Annotated in this window: 11 protein-coding genes and 1 pseudogene; 7 read left to right on the top strand and 5 right to left on the bottom strand. The window is 40.3% G+C overall.

The features are described 5' to 3' along the window. Window positions 1-37 precede the first annotated feature (37 nt). The 5 genes from brxC to brxL are packed head-to-tail and all read left to right on the top strand — an operon-like array spanning window position 38 to window position 13937. Complete coding sequence (gene brxC / locus CF596_RS10765; RefSeq protein WP_096902445.1) at window positions 38-3706, top strand: BREX system P-loop protein BrxC; 3669 nt, start codon at window positions 38-40, stop codon at window positions 3704-3706. Between the two features lie 46 nt (window positions 3707-3752). Next, the gene (gene pglX / locus CF596_RS10760; protein ID WP_096902444.1) at window positions 3753-7307 is read left to right on the top strand and encodes a BREX-1 system adenine-specific DNA-methyltransferase PglX; all 3555 of its coding nucleotides are present in this window, start codon (window positions 3753-3755) and stop codon (window positions 7305-7307) included. Between the two features lie 2 nt (window positions 7308-7309). Continuing rightward, window positions 7310-9250, top strand: coding sequence for a DUF262 domain-containing protein (locus tag CF596_RS10755; protein ID WP_005401823.1), 1941 nt, complete (start codon window positions 7310-7312; stop codon window positions 9248-9250). Next, window positions 9247-11868 (top strand): BREX-1 system phosphatase PglZ type A, encoded by a 2622-nt coding sequence (gene pglZ / locus CF596_RS10750; protein ID WP_096902443.1) that lies wholly within the window; start codon window positions 9247-9249, stop codon window positions 11866-11868. Before CF596_RS10755 ends, pglZ begins: the two co-directional genes overlap by 4 nt. Window positions 11869-11897: 29 nt before the next feature. Next, window positions 11898-13937, top strand: a complete 2040-nt coding sequence (gene brxL, locus CF596_RS10745; protein WP_096902442.1) for a protease Lon-related BREX system protein BrxL — start codon at window positions 11898-11900, stop codon at window positions 13935-13937. 98 nt (window positions 13938-14035) lie between these two features. Here brxL and CF596_RS10740 read toward each other — a convergent pair. Continuing rightward, window positions 14036-14152: pseudogene (locus CF596_RS10740) on the bottom strand (type I restriction-modification system subunit M N-terminal domain-containing protein); the annotation flags it as partial. Window positions 14153-14469: 317 nt separating this feature from the next. Between CF596_RS10740 and CF596_RS10735 the strand changes: the two are divergent. Together CF596_RS10735 and CF596_RS10730 are read left to right on the top strand one after the other, a co-directional pair. Beyond that, complete coding sequence (locus tag CF596_RS10735; RefSeq protein WP_096902441.1) at window positions 14470-14826, top strand: DUF1778 domain-containing protein; 357 nt, start codon at window positions 14470-14472, stop codon at window positions 14824-14826. Beyond that, on the top strand, window positions 14780-15316 hold the full coding sequence (locus CF596_RS10730; RefSeq protein WP_096902440.1) for a GNAT family N-acetyltransferase: 537 nt from the start codon (window positions 14780-14782) through the stop codon (window positions 15314-15316). The genes CF596_RS10735 and CF596_RS10730 overlap by 47 nt, the downstream gene beginning before the upstream one ends. Before the next feature lie 142 nt (window positions 15317-15458). Here CF596_RS10730 and CF596_RS10725 read toward each other — a convergent pair whose 3' ends face one another. From CF596_RS10725 to CF596_RS10710, 4 genes are all read right to left on the bottom strand, one after another. Next, the gene (locus tag CF596_RS10725) at window positions 15459-16343 is read right to left on the bottom strand and encodes a hypothetical protein (RefSeq protein ID WP_096902439.1); all 885 of its coding nucleotides are present in this window, start codon (window positions 16341-16343) and stop codon (window positions 15459-15461) included. A gap of 91 nt (window positions 16344-16434) precedes the next feature. Next, window positions 16435-16746 (bottom strand): hypothetical protein, encoded by a 312-nt coding sequence (locus tag CF596_RS10720; RefSeq protein ID WP_096902438.1) that lies wholly within the window; start codon window positions 16744-16746, stop codon window positions 16435-16437. Window positions 16747-17013: 267 nt separating this feature from the next. After that, window positions 17014-17655: a pentapeptide repeat-containing protein gene (locus CF596_RS10715; RefSeq protein WP_096902452.1), complete on the bottom strand. Its 642-nt coding sequence runs from the start codon at window positions 17653-17655 to the stop codon at window positions 17014-17016. Between the two features lie 132 nt (window positions 17656-17787). After that, window positions 17788-18633 carry an abortive infection family protein gene (locus tag CF596_RS10710; protein ID WP_096902437.1) on the bottom strand — a complete coding sequence of 282 codons (846 nt, stop codon included), beginning with the start codon at window positions 18631-18633 and terminating at the stop codon, window positions 17788-17790. Between the last annotated feature and the right edge of the window lie 403 nt (window positions 18634-19036).

Genomic DNA, 19036 nt, shown 5'->3' with positions numbered 1-19036 from the left:
GGCAAATAGAAATAAGAATTCGGGGGAATGGATTGAGATGAACATTAAAGAACTTTTTTACAAGCCATTAGATCGTGCAATTAACGGGGTGGTCAAGGCAGACCAGAATGACAATACCACGGTATACCAGGAACTCGATGAATACGTGGTCACCAATGAACTGGAAAAGCATTTTCGGGACTTTTTCCAGTCTTATGGCACAGACCTGAGCGATCCTTCGATTGCCAACCGTGTCGGCGTATGGATTTCAGGCTTCTTTGGTTCAGGTAAATCACATTTCCTGAAAACCTTGTCGTATATTCTGGCCAATAAAGTGGCACGCGACGCGGAAGGTAACGAACGCAGTGCTGCAGAATTCTTTGATGAAACTAAAATCCGCGATGCTTTTATCCGTGCGGATATTGGCAAGGCCGTCAGCCATCATGCCGATGTCATCCTGTTTAACATCGACAGTAAAGCCAGCTCCAATGATGATGGTAATCCGATTCTGAATGTGTTTTTACGCGTGTTTAACGAATATCAGGGTTTTAGTGCCGATCATCCACATATTGCACATATGGAACGTCACCTGAGCCAGAAAGGGGTCTATGAGCGCTTTAAACAGGCGTTTGAGGAATCCAGCGGCATGTCCTGGCTAGAGGAGCGTGACGGCTATCAGTTCTATCAGGATGATGTCGAAACCGCGATTTCCCAAGCCCTCAACTTATCTGCTGAAGCTGCGCACAAGTGGTTTGAGGATTCTGAGCAGACCTTTAGTGTTTCGGTTGAAAACTTCTGTCAGTGGGTGAAAGAATACCTGGACAGCAAAGGACCCCAGCAACGCATGTTGTTTCTGGTGGATGAAGTGGGGCAGTTTATTGGCAGTGATACCCGCTTGATGCTGACATTGCAAACCATTACTGAAAACCTAGGTACGATCTGTAAAGGCCGCGCTTGGATTATTGTCACCTCACAGGCAGACATCGATGCTGTTTTAGGTGAGATGTCTTCTTCCAAAGCCAATGACTTCTCCAAGATTGCTGGTCGTTTTAAAACCCGGTTATCACTGTCCAGTTCCAATACCGATGAAGTCATCCAGAAACGTTTATTACGTAAAACCCCAGAAGCAGAAGCATTGCTCAGATCAGTGTTTGAGCAAAAGGGCGATATCTTAAAAAATCAGATTACCTTTGACCGTTCAGGCCCAACCCTAAAGAACTATGAGGGGCCAGACAGCTTTATCCATAACTATCCTTTTGCGCCGTACCATTTTCAGCTGGTACAAAAAGTATTTGAAGAAATCCGTAAGGTCGGTGCGACCGGTGCACACCTGGCCTATGGTGAACGGTCCATGTTGGATGCGTTCCAGATGGCCGCGAATGCGATTGCTACAGATGAAGTCGGTGCCCTGGTTCCTTTCCACCGCTTCTATACTTCAGTGGAAGGATTTCTGGATACAGCAGTGAAGCGTACCATCGACCAGGCAGGGCAGAATAAGACCCTGGATGGTTTTGATGTGCAGATGCTGCGTACCCTGTTCATGATCCGCTATGTCGATATCATCAAAGGTACGCTGGATAACCTGGTGACTTTGTCGATTGAGAAAATTGATGAAGATAAGCTGGCATTACGCAAGCGGATTGAAGAAAGCCTACTGCGTCTGGAAAAAGAGAGCCTGATTACTAGGAATGGTGATGAGTTCCTGTTCCTGACCAATGAAGAACGCGATATCACCCGTAAAATTAAAGCCACAGACTTAGCGGCTTCAGAAGAAAATAAAGAGTTAGCTAATCTAATCTTTAAAGATTTACTGAGGGATCAGAACAAATACCGCCATCAAGCCAACAAGATGGACTATCAGATTGGTCGTTTTCTGGATGGTCATAGCCTGGATGGCAAGTATGAGAGCGATTTGAAAGTTGAAATCATTTCTCCGCTAGATACGGAATATAACCTCTACACAGAAGCTTACTGTATTGGTAAAAGTACTCAGGCCGAAGGGCAGATACTGTTTAAACTGGCAGACGATAAACAGTTCTTTAATGAACTGCGCACCTGGCTGAAAACCAATAAATTTATTCGGTTAAATGATGATGGCACTCAGTCCGATATCACCCGTATCCTGGCAGACCGTGGCCGTGAGAACCAGGAGCGTAAAAAACGCCTGCGTGCCCGGGTCGAAGAAATGTTGCTGGACGCGGAAAGTTATGCCTTGGGTCAACATTTACAACTTTCATCTTCAAGTCCAACCACCAAGCTGGATGAGGCTTGTCGTTATTTGCTGGAAAACACTTATACCAAACTGAGCTATCTGCAAGTCTATCAGCAGGATGCCTGGCGTGAACTGAACGCTGTTTTGACTGTGGATGATATAGCGCAGTTAGGCCTGTCACTGAATGGTGGGCAGAGTAATCCAAAAGCCATGCAGGATGTCGAACAATACATCTCGCTGCGTGCAACCGGTACCGAACGTATTCTGGTATCGGATGTGGTGGATCGTTTTGCCAAACGTCCTTATGGCTGGCCGGATGCCGAGATTTTACTATTGGTGGGTCAGCTGGCTGCGATGGGGCGGATTTCTCTGCAGTTAAATGGCGGCAGCTTACAATTAAAAGATGCCTTTGAGCCTTTACAAAACAGCCGCCGTCGCCGTGATGTGTCGATCATTAAAAAACGCCAGACTGATGATCAGGTATTGAAACAGGCACGCCAACTGACCCAAGACCTATTCTCGGCCATGGGGCCAGCGACTGAGAAAGAGCTGTTTGAATTCTATTTGCAGCATTTTAAGACTTGGTTAGCCAACTTTAAGTCGTATAAGAGTAAAACTGATGTCGGGCAGTTCCCGGGCAAGAAAGTGATTGAAAAATCGATTCTGACTTTGGAGCGTTTGCTGGCCAATAGCGACAGCTTCGATTTCTTTAAGGCCGTGGTTGAGAACAAGGACGACTATCTGGATCTGGAAGAAGATTATCGTGACATTCATGAATTCTTTAGCAACCAGATGCCAAGCTGGCAACAACTGCAACAGGCCTTACGTCATTTTGAGAAAAACAAACAGGCGCTGGGCAGTGATGAGGTGGCAAAAAAAGCCCTCTCCGAATTACATCGTATTTCCACCATTGAATCACCATATGGTTTACTCAATAAAATCGCTGATTTGGTTCGCACTGTGGAAAGTGTCAATGAGCGACTGTTGAGTGAGAAGCGCAATCAGGCGATAGAACACATTGATGACAAGATCAAACAGTTAGAAGCCGAGATTAAAAACAGTGGTATTGCTACCGCTGAGCTAAGTAACAAGCTATTACGCCCACTTCAATTGCTCAAAGCGGATATTGAAGTGGAAACTAGCCTGTCCACCATCTATATGCTGCAAACCCAAACCGCCGTGGAGCGTTTTGATGAAGCCTTGTATGAGTTGGAAAGCGAAGTTCAGCGTCAGGCTAAAGCGGCACAACTGGCTCAGAGCAAAGCAGAGAGTGTAACCAACACTGCAACCACCGCCAGCCCGGTTACATCAACACCTGCTACGAGTCCGGTAAAGCCCGCAATCGCCGTAGTGCCACCGAAACCGGTGGTGGAAGTCGATGTCTCCAGCATTTACAGCAAAACCTCCAGCAGTGTCTATCTGGAAACAGAAGAGTCAGTGGATCAGTTTGTAGACGCACTCAAAGCTGAACTGAAGAAAATCGTGAGTGATAAAAAGCGTGTGCGTATCCGCTAACTTGGGTTAGGGATATCGGCATCAGTCATTAATTAAAGGTTTAAAGATGAATACCAGTCATATTAAAAAATACGCACCGCAAGCACGTAACGATTTTATCGCAGCGATGCGCAAGCAGGCGGCCAAATATGGCATCACCGCAGACAGTATTTTACCAGCAGAACAGAAAGGCGACTTGCTGCTGATTGGCGATCAGGTTTTTCCGCTATCAGTCATGAAACCACGTGACAAGCTGATCAAACGCATTCAAACCAGCAGTTTTGAGCAGACGATTGATTATATCGCTTACAGTTGGTTTAACCGTCTCTGTGCGATTCGTTACATGGAATGCAAAGGCTTACTGGATCATGGTCGCCGTGTGCTCAGCAGTGCCGATGGTAGTGCAGGCTTGCCACAGATTCTGGAAGAATGTCTGGACATTGAGCTACCGAATTTAGATGCCAGCCGTGTGGCTGATCTCAAGCTGGATGGCAATAAAGACGAAGAACTCTATCGTGAATTGTTACTAGCGCAGTGTCATGCGTTGAATCAGGTCATGCCATTACTGTTTGAACAGGTATCTGATGAATCTGAATTGCTATTACCGGATAACCTAACCAAAACCGATTCACTTATTCGTGATCTGGTCAGCAGCATTCCGGAAGAAGACTGGTCGGATGTGCAAATTATTGGCTGGCTGTATCAGTTCTATATTTCTGAAAAGAAAGACCAGGTGATTGGTAAAGTCGTCAAGAGTGAAGACATCCCTGCCGCGACGCAATTATTCACCCCGAACTGGATTGTGAAGTATCTAGTACAGAACAGTGTCGGCCGCTTATGGCTGATGGCGCAGCCTGAAAGTATGCTTGCCAGTGAATGGGAATATTATATTCAGCCAGCGGAACAGACCGATGAAGTCAATGCACAGCTAAAACAGTTGATTGATGTGCGGATCAGTGAAGATGGCGATACTTTAAATCCTGAAAGCATTACTGTACTCGATCCGGCATGTGGTTCGGGGCATATTCTGGTGGAAGCCTACGATTGCCTAAAAGCGATTTATTTGGAACGGGGTTACCGTAGCCGTGATATTCCACGTTTGATTCTAGAAAATAACCTGTACGGGATTGATATTGATACCCGTGCGGCACAGTTGGCGAGTTTTGCGCTATTGATGAAAGCGCGTGAGGATGACCGCCGTTTATTTAGCAATCCACCAAAGCTGAATATTATTGCGTTACAAGACAGTCAGGATTTAGATGCAGATCAAATCTGGAAAGATCTCAACTTAAACCAAGCATGGCAAAAAGGCAGTCATGTCGATCTGTTTGGCAATGATCAAAAGGATTTAAGCAGTCCTGAAAATGACGAACGTTTTAAGCTGATTCAGGAAGTTTTAGCTAAGTTTAAAGAAGCCTCAACTTTTGGTTCTTTAATTTGTATGGATAGCCCAGAACAAGATTTTATCGATTTGCAAAATACCTTAGAAGGCTTGGTTATTGAGGGCGATACCTTACAGAAAGCCGCTGCTAAAAAATTATTGCCTTTGGTTATACAAGCAAAACTTTTAGCGAAAAAATATGATGCTGTAATCGCTAACCCGCCGTATATGGGTGCGAATACAATTACAAACTTAAAAGAATTCGCTAAAGATTACTATCCTGATAGTAAATCAGACCTCTTTGCCATGTTTATAGAACGTGGTTTCGATTTTTGTAAAGAATCTGGTGCTAGTAGTATGGTAACAATGCAGGGATGGATGTTTTTAACATCATATCAAAACATGCGGGAAAAATTACTTCTAAATCATTCAATTTGGACTATGGCTCATTTGGGAGCTCGAGCTTTTCCAGAGATATCAGGCGAAGTTGTACAGACTGTAGCATTCGTAGGTCAAAAAAAACATATAGGGGGTGTAAAGCCGGCTTTCTTCAGATTAGTAGATAAAAATCATGAGGAAAAACAATACCTATTAAAAAATAATTTAAATCGCTTTGATACAACCATTCAAGAAGATTTCCAAAAAATACCATGTAGTCCTATAGCATATTGGGTAGGTAATTCTATACGTGATAATTTTGAGAAAATGCCAGCATTAGCGGATATAGCTAATGCTAAAAGTGGACTAACAAGCGGAGATAAACCTAGGTTTGTAAGAGAGTGGTATGAAGTCAATCATACTAAGATCAATTTTGTAGCCAAAAATAATCAAATTAATTTAAATAAATGGTTCCCACATAATGATGGTGGTACTGCAAGAAAATGGTATGGAAACAGAAATCATATTATTAATTGGGAAAAAAATGGATTTGCAATTAAACAGCAGCGTAATTCTACCATTCGAAATCCATCATATTATTTTAAAGCTGGCGTAACCTGGACAGATATTTCGAGTTCTTTTTTTTGTGCAAGATTAGTAGATGAAGGCTTTATATTTGAAAATACAGGTTCTATGGTTTTTTCAAATAATTTAATAACAACATTAGGTTTATTAAATTCAAAAGTTGTTTTCTACTATATGAATCTTATGAATCCTACCTTACATTTTGGAGTTGGCGAAATAAATAAACTTCCATTTGATGTACAAGCAGCTAATGAAGAAAATATTAAGGTTTGTGTTCAATTATCTAAATATGATTGGGACTCCTACGAAACCTCATGGGACTTTACCCAAAACCCCATTATTCGTAGCCAACAGCCAAACTTAGAACTAGCGTTTAACACATGGCAACAGCAAAATACTGACGCCGTGGCTGAAATGAAACGTTTGGAAGAAGAAAACAACAAGCTGTTTATTGATGCTTATGGTTTACAGGATGAACTTACACCAAACGTACCTGATGAGCAAATCACGCTTACTCGTGCCGACCGTGAAAAAGACAGCCAGCGTTTAGTCTCTTATGCCCTTGGCTGCATGATGGGACGTTATAGCCTGGATGAACCTGGTTTGATCTATGCCCATGCAGGCAATCAAGAGTTTGATGCCAGTCGCTATCAAGCATTCCAAGCCGATGCGGACGGCATTATTCCACTGACCGAAATGCACTGGTTTGAAGATGATGCCACCCATCGTATTCGAGAGTTCTTAGCTGCGGTTTGGGGTAAAGACACGCTAGAGGCCAATATGCTGTGGCTGGCAGAAAGCTTGGACAAAAAAGCCAGTGAAACAGCGGAAGACACCATTCGCCGTTACTTAGCCAGCAAGTTCTATAAAGACCATATGCAGACTTATAAAAAGCGCCCGATCTACTGGTTATTCAGCAGTGGTAAACAAGGTGCTTTCCAGGCGTTGGTGTACTTGCACCGCTATAACGAAAGTACCTTGGCCCGTATGCGTACTGAATACGTGATGCCACTGATTTCAAAAATGACAGCGATGGTTAACTCTTTGCAAAGTGAAATCGAAAACAGTGATTCTGCTGCTGAAATCAAACGTAAAGAAAAAGAACTACAAAACTTGCATAAGCAACAGGCTGAACTGAGTAGCTTTGAGGAAAAACTGCGTCACTATGCCGATCAGCGTATTACTTTAGATCTGGATGATGGGGTGAAAGTGAACTATGGCAAGTTTGGGGACTTGTTGGCTGAAGTTAAAGCGATTACGGGGGGCAGTGGGGAATAATCATGGAATTACAAAGTCTAAATAGTATTTTTAAAGAACGAATTTTACGAATTCCTGACTATCAACGGGGCTATGCTTGGACTACGACCCAATTGGAAGATTATTGGGAAGATTTACTACAGCTTGATCCTGAAAGAATACATTATACAGGTGTTATTACACTTGAACCTGTACCTGAGAAAATCTGGTCTAAATGGACAAATGATCAATGGCTTATAAAAGATTTGGATTATAAGCCGTTTTATGTGGTGGATGGACAACAACGTTTGACTACATCAATGGTACTGATTCAGGCAATTATTGAATCAATTCCAGATGGCGAGTTAATCGCCTCACAATCAGTTGATAAAATTAAACAAAAATTTATTTTATTAAAAGCGGATGACAATATCCGCGAAAGTTACATTTTTGGCTACGAAAAAGATAATCCAAGTGATGAATTCTTGAGAACTAAAATTTTTGGGATGTATTCACACACCTATCAGCAACAAGAAACCCTTTACACTCGTAATTTGAAAAATGCAAAAGAGTTTTTTAAAGAACGGTTAGCTGTCTTATCACTAGAAGATAAAACTGCACTATATAAAAAATTAACTCAAAAATTTAAGTTCAATCTTTATGTGATTAATGACGAGATAGATGTATTTGTCACCTTTGAAACGATGAACAATCGTGGTAGGCCTCTTTCTAGTCTAGAGCTACTAAAGAATAGACTGATTTATTTATCAACACTTTTTAAAGACAATACGGGTAAAGACAAGCTGAGATCCAATATCAACGATGCTTGGAAAACCATGTATGAATATTTAGGAAAAAATTCAGATGCTCCATTAAGTGATAATCTTTTTCTTCGTAACCATTGGACAATGTATTTTAAGTACACACGAAGAAAAGGCGATGATTACATTAATTTCTTGCTCAATGAGAAATTTAATGCGCGGAACATCACACATCCTAAAACTGCAGATGATGCTTTAAAAATCGAAGAGATTTCTGAGTATGTAAAAAGTCTACAACAATCAATTATTTATTGGTTTTACATTCATAATCCTTCCTTTGATCAATCTGATAATCTGACCGATTTGCAACGAAACTGGTTAGATCGATTGGAACGTTTAAGTTTCCGTTCTTTTAAACCTCTAATTCTTTCTGCATTTGTTTCGAAACAAGATCCGGTGAGAATTGTCGAGTTGTTGCAAGTAGCAGAGAGATATAACTTTACTTTATTTAATTTAAGTCAGCGTCGTTCAAATACAGGTGATACCGAACTTTTTGCTATGTCGAGAGATTTGTTGACAAGTTCCATAACAATTGAATCGGTAATAGAAACGATTAAAAAATTAATCAGCCACTATTATGATCCACAGAAATTTTTAGCCTATATTGATGAAAAATATGAGCTTGATCGAGATGGATTCTATCATTGGGATGGTGTTCGTTATTTTCTCTACGAACATGAACAATGGCTTAGAGAGAAAGGTAAACAATCAACAAATAAATTATCTTGGGATGTAGTTAAATCTAGCCAAAAAGATTCTGTAACCCTAGAACATATTTTCCCACAAACGCCAGATGACCCATATTGGTTGAAGCATTATGCTCACTTAGATGAGCAAAAACGACGATATTTAACTCATTCCTTAGGAAATCTACTTCCTTTATCCCGTGCTAAAAATTCATCATTGCAAAATGTGGCTTTCCCGTTAAAGAAAAACGATGATGATGGGGTCGGCTATTACAATGGATCAGTATCTGAAAATGAAGTAAATACAAAACAAGATTGGACACCTAAAGAAATTAAAGAGAGAGGTTTAACTCTATTAAAGTTCATGGAGGAGCGCTGGGAAATCACGTTAGGTGATCAAGATTTTAAAGAAAAGCTACTTCATGTTGATAGCATCCCATTTCCTGTTGTAGTGGCAGAAAAAGAGGTGACTGCATGAATCTGGATCAGCTACAGAAGGGTCTGGAACAGGCTTTCTACACTGAAAATCACCGGATTGTCTTCTGGTACGATGCGGAACAATCTTTCAGTGATGAAATACAGGCGTTAAAACTGAAAGATGTCCAGATTCTGAATATGGCAGAAGAGTCGAGTTTGGCGATCAAGCTCAAACTGGAACTGCAAGATCAGCAGGGCAAATACTTGCTGTATTTCCCCAGTGCTGAGCCTGAAACTGAAAAAGACTGGTTACTGGACATCAAGCTGTATTCACGCAGCTTCTATGCCGATCGTTTCTCGATTATTTTCAATGAGCTGGGTTTACAGCAGCAGAGTCTAAGAGAACATCTGGCCAAACGTGAAGAATTCCTTAAAGCCAAAGCCCGTCTGAGTACATTGAAACGCTATATCCAGCCTGATGCAGATGCACAGGATCTGGATATGGCGATGATTGCAGCTGTGGTCAAGGCCGACAGTGCCGAGCTGATGCATATCGTTCTGGCACTGGCAGATGAAATGGTACAGCAGAATCTGGGGTTGGAAGTAAATCCGGAATCCTTTGCTGAACTGGAAAAATTCCAACTGGTGCCGGCTTTGGTCACCGCATTACAGGCGGAAATTGGTTATCCAGCATCGGTTGAAGAATTGAATGGGGAAGCACCATTCAAGCTCGGTACGTTCTTTATCCGTTTGATGAGCACAGGTTTCTGTGAAAGCCTGGGCGATATACCGCTATGGGCTCAAGAACTGGTGATGTCATCTGTCAGCTCCCGTGCGACGGCTAGAGCCTTCTTGTCACGCTGGAGAGACAGCTCCAAATACTACCCAACCTTTGATAAGCTTTCCCAGAGCGTGGCCAATGCACTGCGGATCCAGGAGAAGGTCGGGGCCTTTGATCTGGAGCAGCTGCTCGATGTCATGACTTTTGAAGTGATTGAACAAAAGATCATTGTCGATCTGGCCAGCCAGATCCCTGCAGCAACCAAAGCTGAACTGGAACATTTCAGAACGATTATTTCTACCCGTCTGGATGGCTATTGGGCGTCCAAACATAAGGACGATGCAACCCGCCGTAAATACCGTACCGTCTATACCGCGTTGCAGGCAGCCATTGACCTGTTCAGCCTGCGACTGCAGTTTGATGCCGGTTTCTATTTCGACTCTAGCGAAGCCTTGTATAAAGCCTACGAGCAGGAGTTGTATCGCTTTGATATGGCCTACCGCCACTACAGTGCTGCTTCTCAACGCGCTCATGTCGATATCCTGAAAAAACTCGATGAAGAAGTCGAAAATTGCTATTCCTACTGGTTTATTGACCACTTGGCACGAAACTGGGGAGAGCGGATTGAAGCTGAGCAACGCTTGAATGTCTGGAAAGTGGCAGATATCCCAAACCAGCAGAACTTCTACGATATTCACGTCAGACCCTTACTCAGTTCTGCAACGAAACGCCGTATTGTGGTAATTATCAGTGATGCTTTTCGCTATGAAGCTGCGGTAGAGCTGCGTGATCGTATTAATGAAAAGCGTTATTCCGAAGCGACCTTGTCTTCACAGCTGGGCGTTGTCCCAAGTTACACCACACTTGGCATGGCCTCGTTGTTGCCGCATCAGACTTTGGAGTACAAAGAGGCCGCAGGGGATGATGTTTTAGTAGATGGGCAGTCCAGCAAAGGGACTGCAGCACGATCCAAAATTCTGGCTGCCTATAATGGATTGGCGGTTACCGCTGAAACGGTAAAAGGCTGGTCGCGTGATGAAGGCCGTGAAGCACTTAAAGACCATGAGCTGATTTACGTTTATCACAACGTGATTGATGCACGCGGTGACAGCGCCTCGACAGAATCAGAAACCTTTATGGCGGTGGAACATGCCATTGAAGAACTGACCGAACTTAGCCGCAAAATTTTAATGCACTTTAATATTTCTACCCTGTTGATTACAGCCGACCATGGCTTCTTGTTCCAGCATAAACTGGAATCTGCGGATCGTTCAAGCTTGACTGAAAAACCTGCCAATACATTGAAGAGCAAAAAACGCTATGTGATTGGGCATGGTTTACCAGAGAGCAAGGAAGCCTGGAAAGGCTCAACCCAAGCTACGGCAGGCACATTATCTGCGACTGATTTCTGGATTCCAAAAGGGGCGAACCGTTTCCATTTTGTAGGAGGCTCACGTTTCGTGCATGGCGGCATCATGCCTCAGGAAATTGTGGTGCCGGTACTGATGGTAAAACAGCTACGTGGTGAAAAGGCTGGACAGCGGACCAAGCGTAAAGTTGAGGTCATTTCTACCAAATCCACGCTGAAGATGGTCAATAACATCCAGAAGTTTGATTTGATGCAAACCGAAGCTGTCAGTGAGCTGGTCATGCCAGTGACTTTATCCATTGCCATTTATGATGGGGATCTTAAAGTTTCCAGTGAAGAAACTTTGACTTTTGATAGCACTACCGATTCTGTTGCCGATCGGGTCAAACAGGTCAGACTGTCATTGTCTGGCACTGATTTTGACCGTAAGAAAGATTACTTCCTGGTACTGAAGGACAAAGACCTGAATATCGAGATGCAACGCTATAAGGTCACCATTGATTTGGCATTTACCGATGACTTCTTCTAATAACGAATTAACGATAGAGCGTAGCCTACATGGAATCTGCTAACGATAAAGAACTGGATCAGCTGCTGAATGAACACTTTGCTGGGCGGGTGGTACGTAAGGATCTGACTAAACTGATCAAAGAAGGGGCCAATGTCCCGGTCTATGTACTTGAATACCTGCTGGGAATGTACTGTGCCTCGGATGATCCAGAGATCATTGAGCAGGGACTACGTAACGTAAAGACCGTGCTGGCAGAGAACTATGTACGACCTGATGAAGCTGAGAAGGTGAAATCCCTGGTTCGTGAGCGTGGCAGTTATAAGGTCATTGATCGGGTGACCGTAAAGCTGAATGAGCGTAAGGACAAATACGAAGCATCATTTAGTAATCTGGGCATCAAAGATGCCGAAATCTCGGCAGGCATCGTCAAAGAGTATGAAAAATTACTTGTTGGTGGTATCTGGGTCATTGCTACGCTCAGTTATTATTTTGAAGAAGGACAGACTAGTTCTCCATTTGGGGTGAGTTTACTCAAGCCGATTCAAATGCCGAATATGAATATGGATGAGCTATTCAACGGACGCGCCGCATTAAGCACTGATCAGTGGCGGGAGAGTTTAATCCGTTCGATCGGCATGGAACCAGCTTCGTTAAAAGAGGACGTGCAATGGCACCTATTAGCGCGTATGGTTCCGTTCGTTGAAAATAACTATAACGTTTGTGAACTGGGACCACGCGGTACCGGGAAAAGCCATATTTACAAAGAGTGTTCACCGAATAGTATTTTAGTCTCTGGTGGGCAAACGACTGTCGCCAACCTGTTCTATAACATGAGTAGCCGCCGTATTGGTCTGGTGGGCTTATGGGATGTGGTAGCTTTTGATGAAGTCGCCGGTATTTCCTTTAAGGACAAAGATGGCGTACAGATCATGAAAGACTACATGGCCTCAGGTTCTTTTGCCCGTGGCCGGGAACAGATGGAAGCCTCAGCTTCAATGGTTTTTGTGGGTAATATTAACCAAAGTGTTGAATCCTTGGTGAAGACTAGCCACTTATTGGCTCCTTTTCCTGAAGCAATGATCGATTCAGCATTCTTTGATCGCTTTCATGCCTATATCCCGGGTTGGGAAATTCCAAAAATGCGTCCGGAATTCTTTACTAACCGTTATGGTCTAATCGTTGATTATCTGGCTGAATTCTTCCGGGAAATGCGTAAGCGTAGTTTTGCGGATGCCATTGAGAAGTACTTCAAACTCGGAAATAACCTGAATCAGCGCGATGTGATTGCCGTTCGCAAGACGGTTTCTGGATTGATGAAGCTGCTTTACCCACACGGTCAGTTTAATAAAGAAGATGTACGCCAATGTCTGGAATATGCGCTGCAGGTACGCCGTCGGGTCAAAGAACAGCTGAAAAAAATTGGGGGGATGGAATTCTATGATGTGCATTTTAGCTATATCGACAATGACACCCTAGAAGAGCATTTTGTTTCGGTAAAAGAGCAGGGTGGAGGTGGACTTATTCCCGAAGGTCCTGCTAAACCAGGCTTCCTGTATACCATTGGCCTTAGTAATAAGGGCATGCCAGGCTTATACCGCTTAGAACTTCAAGTCACTAAAGGTTCAGGAAAGTTGGCGACATCTGGCTTATGGAATTCAAGTAGTGCCAAAGAACAGGTCAAGATTGCTTTTGATTACTTCAAGGCCAACGCCTCTCGGATCTCGGGGGGCAGTAAGGTGCTGGAACATGACTTCCACTTACATGTGGTTGAATTACAGAATACCGGGCCGCTCAGCCATCTTGCTCTGCCAAGTTTAGTGGCTTTCGCCTCTGGCCTATTAGGACGTCCAATACAAAGTCAGATGGTGGTACTGGGTGATATGAGCTTGGGTGGTTCTGTGACACCGGTGGAAAGTATTGCTGAATGCCTTCAGGTTGCTTTTGATGCTGGTGCCAAGAAGGTCGCCTTACCAATGAGTAGTGCGGCAGATATCCCTACGATTCCTGTGGAACTGTTTACCAAGTTTCAGACCAGCTTCTATGCAGATCCGGTAGATGCGGTATTTAAAGCTCTGGGTGTGGATTGAGTTGATTCTGTATAAATCAGTTAAAGAGAAAAGCTTTTGAAATGATTAGGAAATATGAATCACATGAAGGATTTAATAACAGCTATTTTGGTTAAACTGTATTTGTAGAAAATGAAGCCGAGAATGTAGTCACGGAACTCATCAGCTCCCATTTTTCCACGTAAATCGTTCGCAATATTCCAAAGATGTTTTTGTAGTTGTTGAAGTTGAGTCATGAAGCAAGAATCTCTAGTAATACCTAAATTTGCTTAAGTATAGCGAGTATCTGCTTATAAAAATTAGGTTTTTGGTTCCTAATACCCGAATTGGGTGTATGAGATTTTATGTTAAACGGATTTTTAGAATTCTTAAGATCCAATAAAATGGCGTCAAAAAAAATTTACTTTTCATAAATTTTATACTAAAATTTATTTGTGGGAATTTATCTGCTTTTTTTGCAGTTGTTTAATTCTTGAAGTAATGATCACACTGGTATCTGACATCGTCAACAGTCAATGACTTAATACTTCGGAACTTAGTAATGGAAATAGTTATGAAAACTTATGTTTCACCACAGGAACAAAAAAGAGATAGCAATGTCTCTCGCATGACTACTCGTGTTGACAAGTCTGTCCATGACGTAGTGGCTCGTGCAGCAAAGATTGGTGGTTTATCCATCAGCAAATATATGGAGCAAGCAATTCTTAAGCAGGCTTTAGCTGATATCTACTTTGAAGATATTGCATTATTAAGTCTTAAATCTAAAGAAGAACTTGCATGGTTAAGAACACAATTAAACTCTAAGTTTTCTGACAACAATACGCTTGTACAGAAGTTAGAGCAGCTAGAGGTAAAAAAACGTAATGCAGGGATCACCTACAAATCAGCTCGTCGAAAGCTATTCACTTAATCAATTTCAACTTTGTGATTTTGACGAGTTGACCCCCGATCAACTAAAAAGCCGAAAAGATTTTAAATTAGAAGAAAAATATCTGAATATTCATAAAACATTTATGAAGATTGTTCCTGACAAGGAATTACGTAAGAAGCGCCCGTATTCAGTATTATATTTGATATCCCCAAATAAAATTGTGGGATTTATTATTTTAAAATATAGAACCAATCTCCCAAATAATTTTAAGCAGAAGCTGCAATTGCCTACAGGGACTCAGGCTTTGGAAGTTTGTTTTTTAGCTGTTGATCAAGATTATCGAGATAGAGGTTTTGGTGAAACCCTATTAATTGAGGGTATCTCACTAGCTCGAGAGTTTGCCGCAGAGAATCCACAATGTTCAATTTTATATTTGAATGCTGCTGATGAAAAATCAGCTAGATTCTATGATAAGCAAGGTTTACAGAGATACCAGAATTCCCTCGTGTTTGTGCAATCATTACTCTAATCATATGTGTAGCAAGTTTAAAATAACCCCCTAACCGACGTTAGGGGGGTGTGCATTCAGAGGAGGATAAAATAACTGTAAATCTTCCTAAAAATCTGACCACAGATATGACTGAATCAGCAACTATCCAGTTTTAATATGATTAACCTAAACCATAGAAACTTGCTATCGATTGTGCCAGTAATGTTCCTGCAGTAGCTATCCCAATATCCCAAGAGCCATTTGCAGCCTTCCCCATCATTGTTGCAATCCAACCACTGACATTTTCACCAAGTTTATTTGACTCTGTAGGTATAGAATCATGCTGAATTGCTTCTTTTAAAGTTTGAATGTCAGAGAAAGCTATATTATTAGCTGCAAGATATTTAGCCAAAGAATCAAAATCCATTTCTTTTATGTTAATCTGATTATTTTGATTAATTGTTCCACCAGATATTGTCCCTGCAACACCCTGCAGGTTTTGAATATTGAAATGATTTACAGACATTGCAGCTTCTTTTTCCTTATCGCTAAATTTAAGACCTTTACCCAGGATTCCATCTTCTTCTAATTGTAAGGACCAATTCAAAATAATATTTCTTAATTTTGAGGTTATTCCTAATAACTGACTTCTCTTAAATATAACCCTGGGCTCTAAGTCATATCCACCTTGCAGAGACATCAATTGGCGTTTCGCTTGGTTACTTATAACATTTTCAAAAGAATCACCGTCTTGTTTTAGTAAATTATTTATTTCGCCAACGGACAGATTAATAGAAATAGATGTGACAACTTCATCTAGATCATCTGGAATAATAAAAGTCTGAAAGCCATGATAAGGATTAAATACTTTCAGTTGCCCTCTAAACTTACGATATTCAGGAAGCGTATTTTTTTCATATCCTTCTAGTTCTAACTCACACCATTTTCTAAATTCTTTTATTTTTAGCTTTCTCGCCACTAATAAAGATTTATTTAATAACTCCTCAATATTACTATTGGGATCCGAAGCTAAACTTTGAAGTTGTAAAACTATTGAATCAGACAATACTAGTACCTATAAGAATATAATAATTAAAAAATCGCCCTACTAATCTTGATTATTAGAGAGCGATTCTGAAATTAATTTTTTAACAACCCTAAATTGCTTCAGGATCTATATCTAACCCAGTAGGAGCCAAAGATAAATTACCGAAGACTTGATCTACTTTAAGTGAAGCCATACCTTGTGCTGAAATATTTAGAGAGTTAGTAGTAGCATGGCGTTCAGCATGTACTTCTAAGGTTACTTGTTTCTGTAAGGTGGGCAATTGAGCTGGTTCAACTAAATCGTATTTAGTATTCCAAACATCCACTACAGAACTTGGATTAAATTGCTTTTCTTCTTCTTTTTCTAATTTCACAATAGTTGTTGCTAATGAACGAACCAAAGCACGATTGACAATATCCATAACTTACTCCCAACATTAATTAGGTGATTTATAACACACCCCAAACAATCGAAAGGTCAAACTATTTCCTACTTTTTCAAGTAAAAGTGTAAAAATTAAAGCTGAAAAACCAACAACAGTCGCAATATTTCCTACCATAGCAAGCCCTCCCAGAATGTTAGCTATTAGACTAGTGATTGAATTGTTGTATCCAAACAAAAGCTCCCAATATTTGTCTTAGTTATCCAACCTTTCGATTGGATGGGGCAGAGCTATTTAATAGTCTATTTATGGCTGCATGTTGTCAATAGTCATTTTGATTACTTCTAAAAGTTTAAAGGTACTTAATATTTTAGGCTTACTGTAAGAATCATCAAAGAAAATTAAAGATAAAGCTAAAAGGATATTTTCTTCAGAGAATTCTGATAAAAGAATAGAAAATGTTGCTTTATTAATCTTCCCTCCTTTTAAATGTAAAAGTCTATTTTTTTGTAATATGGGAATTGACTTATATTCAGATAGATCAGCTATAGAGGTTTTTAGTTCTTTAAGTTGGTAAAAATTCGATTCAATACAGTTGCTTAAAATACTTTCAGTAAATTCTTGAGTATTAGTATTGATAAAAATGCACTGATCAAATTTGCAATTTATAAACTTACATTTACGGAAAATAGTTGCATAAAATACACATTTTTTAAAGTGAACATTCTTAAATTTAGAGCCATTTAAAATTACTCCGGAAAAATCTGATAAAAAGATATTTGTGGTATTAAATGAACATTTTCTTAATCTCGATCCTCTAAGATTTACATTAAAAAACATAGTATTATTAAATGATAATTTAGAAGAAATAGATTTTGATAGTAGTAAATTAGAATAGTTCTTTCGAAGATTTCTATTCTTTTTTGAAAACCTAGGTAGCTTAGACATAAACATTTATAAGTGAAAATAAAAAATATATTACAAGACTATAGATTAAGAATTCCTACAATTAACATGATACGGATTATACGAAGCCCTAATCTAAGATCACGGCTGTTTTCTATGAAAATTAAGAACTTCTTATTTTCCTTTTAGATGACCATTCTCTATCTGATAGCTCATTGTATCAAATAAGAAGTCTGCAAGTGTTTTGGCAGAATTTACTGCGAGCTTTGCATGGTGTCTACTTGGTTTATAGGTTACACCATGTGCATCAGACATTTTATTTCTCATAGTGGCAAGGCCATTAATTATATTAGATAGCCCTGACAAAACTTGTTTAAGCGAGTCAGAAATATCCTGCCTGCTTGGATCTAGATTTAATAGCTTTCTTACTCGATTAAAAATTTTAACTAAGTCTCCATCATTTCCTTTAGCATTAGGATCTAGTTCAGCTTCAATTTTCACACACACTGCTTCAATTAAGCTACGTGCATTAGTTATGGCACCAGAGTAGTCTTCAGCCTCAATTTTAGCTTTACATTTTTGGATTTGTTCTTCTATAAGAAGTTCACTAAGTTCTTCAGATTTTTCAAATCTATTCTCAATTTCAATAATTGTTCCAGCTAACTCTCGTACTTTGTAAAAATTTCCATCTCTAACTACTTCATAGCCATCATAATTTAAAATTTCATTGACTTGAGCAGCACAAGTTTCTACTAAATGACCCTTAGGCGTAAGATCGATCCAGAGCCTAGGGTCAAGCATTTCTCGAATGACATCTTTTAGCTTGGGCTTACCATTCAGTTCAGAAACTTTTTCTTTTGCATAAATAGCACGGCTTGGAAAACCTTGTCCATAGGTTTCCCTAAAGCCCATTTTATTGAAAAATTCCACAAGATCGACCCCACGTCTATAGGGCCAGCCTTCGAGGTCCCCAGCTATATATTCGCCAATACGTTGAGTAGAAAAGTCAGATAATTTCATCGGTTTAATTCAGTAAATGTAAAATTTATATATTACTAATTATGGCACTATCTATAGGCAATAGTGTAATGATAGGAATAGTTACACATAAATCTTTTATTTTTCAAAGCTATAGTTCAATATTTAAAGCCACTTTTTCCAATCGAGGTTTTTTTTATATTTTTTCATGTTCCATGCTCACTATTCAAGATAGTGTTCCATGAATTGAATCAGTTTTACTGCTGAATTGAAAGTAATTAACTAATTACTTTTTCAGCTTCTTATGAATAAGACCAAAATATGTATCCAAAACTAGTAAATTTAGACTATACCCTAAAGTTACAATCTGGAAGTTCATGAAATTATGTATCATTTAAATGATTTTTAATCATAAGTAACATGTAACTTTAGTGTTAAAGAATTA

Source organism: Acinetobacter sp. YT-02 (assembly GCF_002412355.1).
GTDB classification, from domain to species: Bacteria; Pseudomonadota; Gammaproteobacteria; order Pseudomonadales; family Moraxellaceae; genus Acinetobacter; species Acinetobacter towneri.
This window is presented reverse-complemented; position numbering and strand designations above follow the sequence as displayed.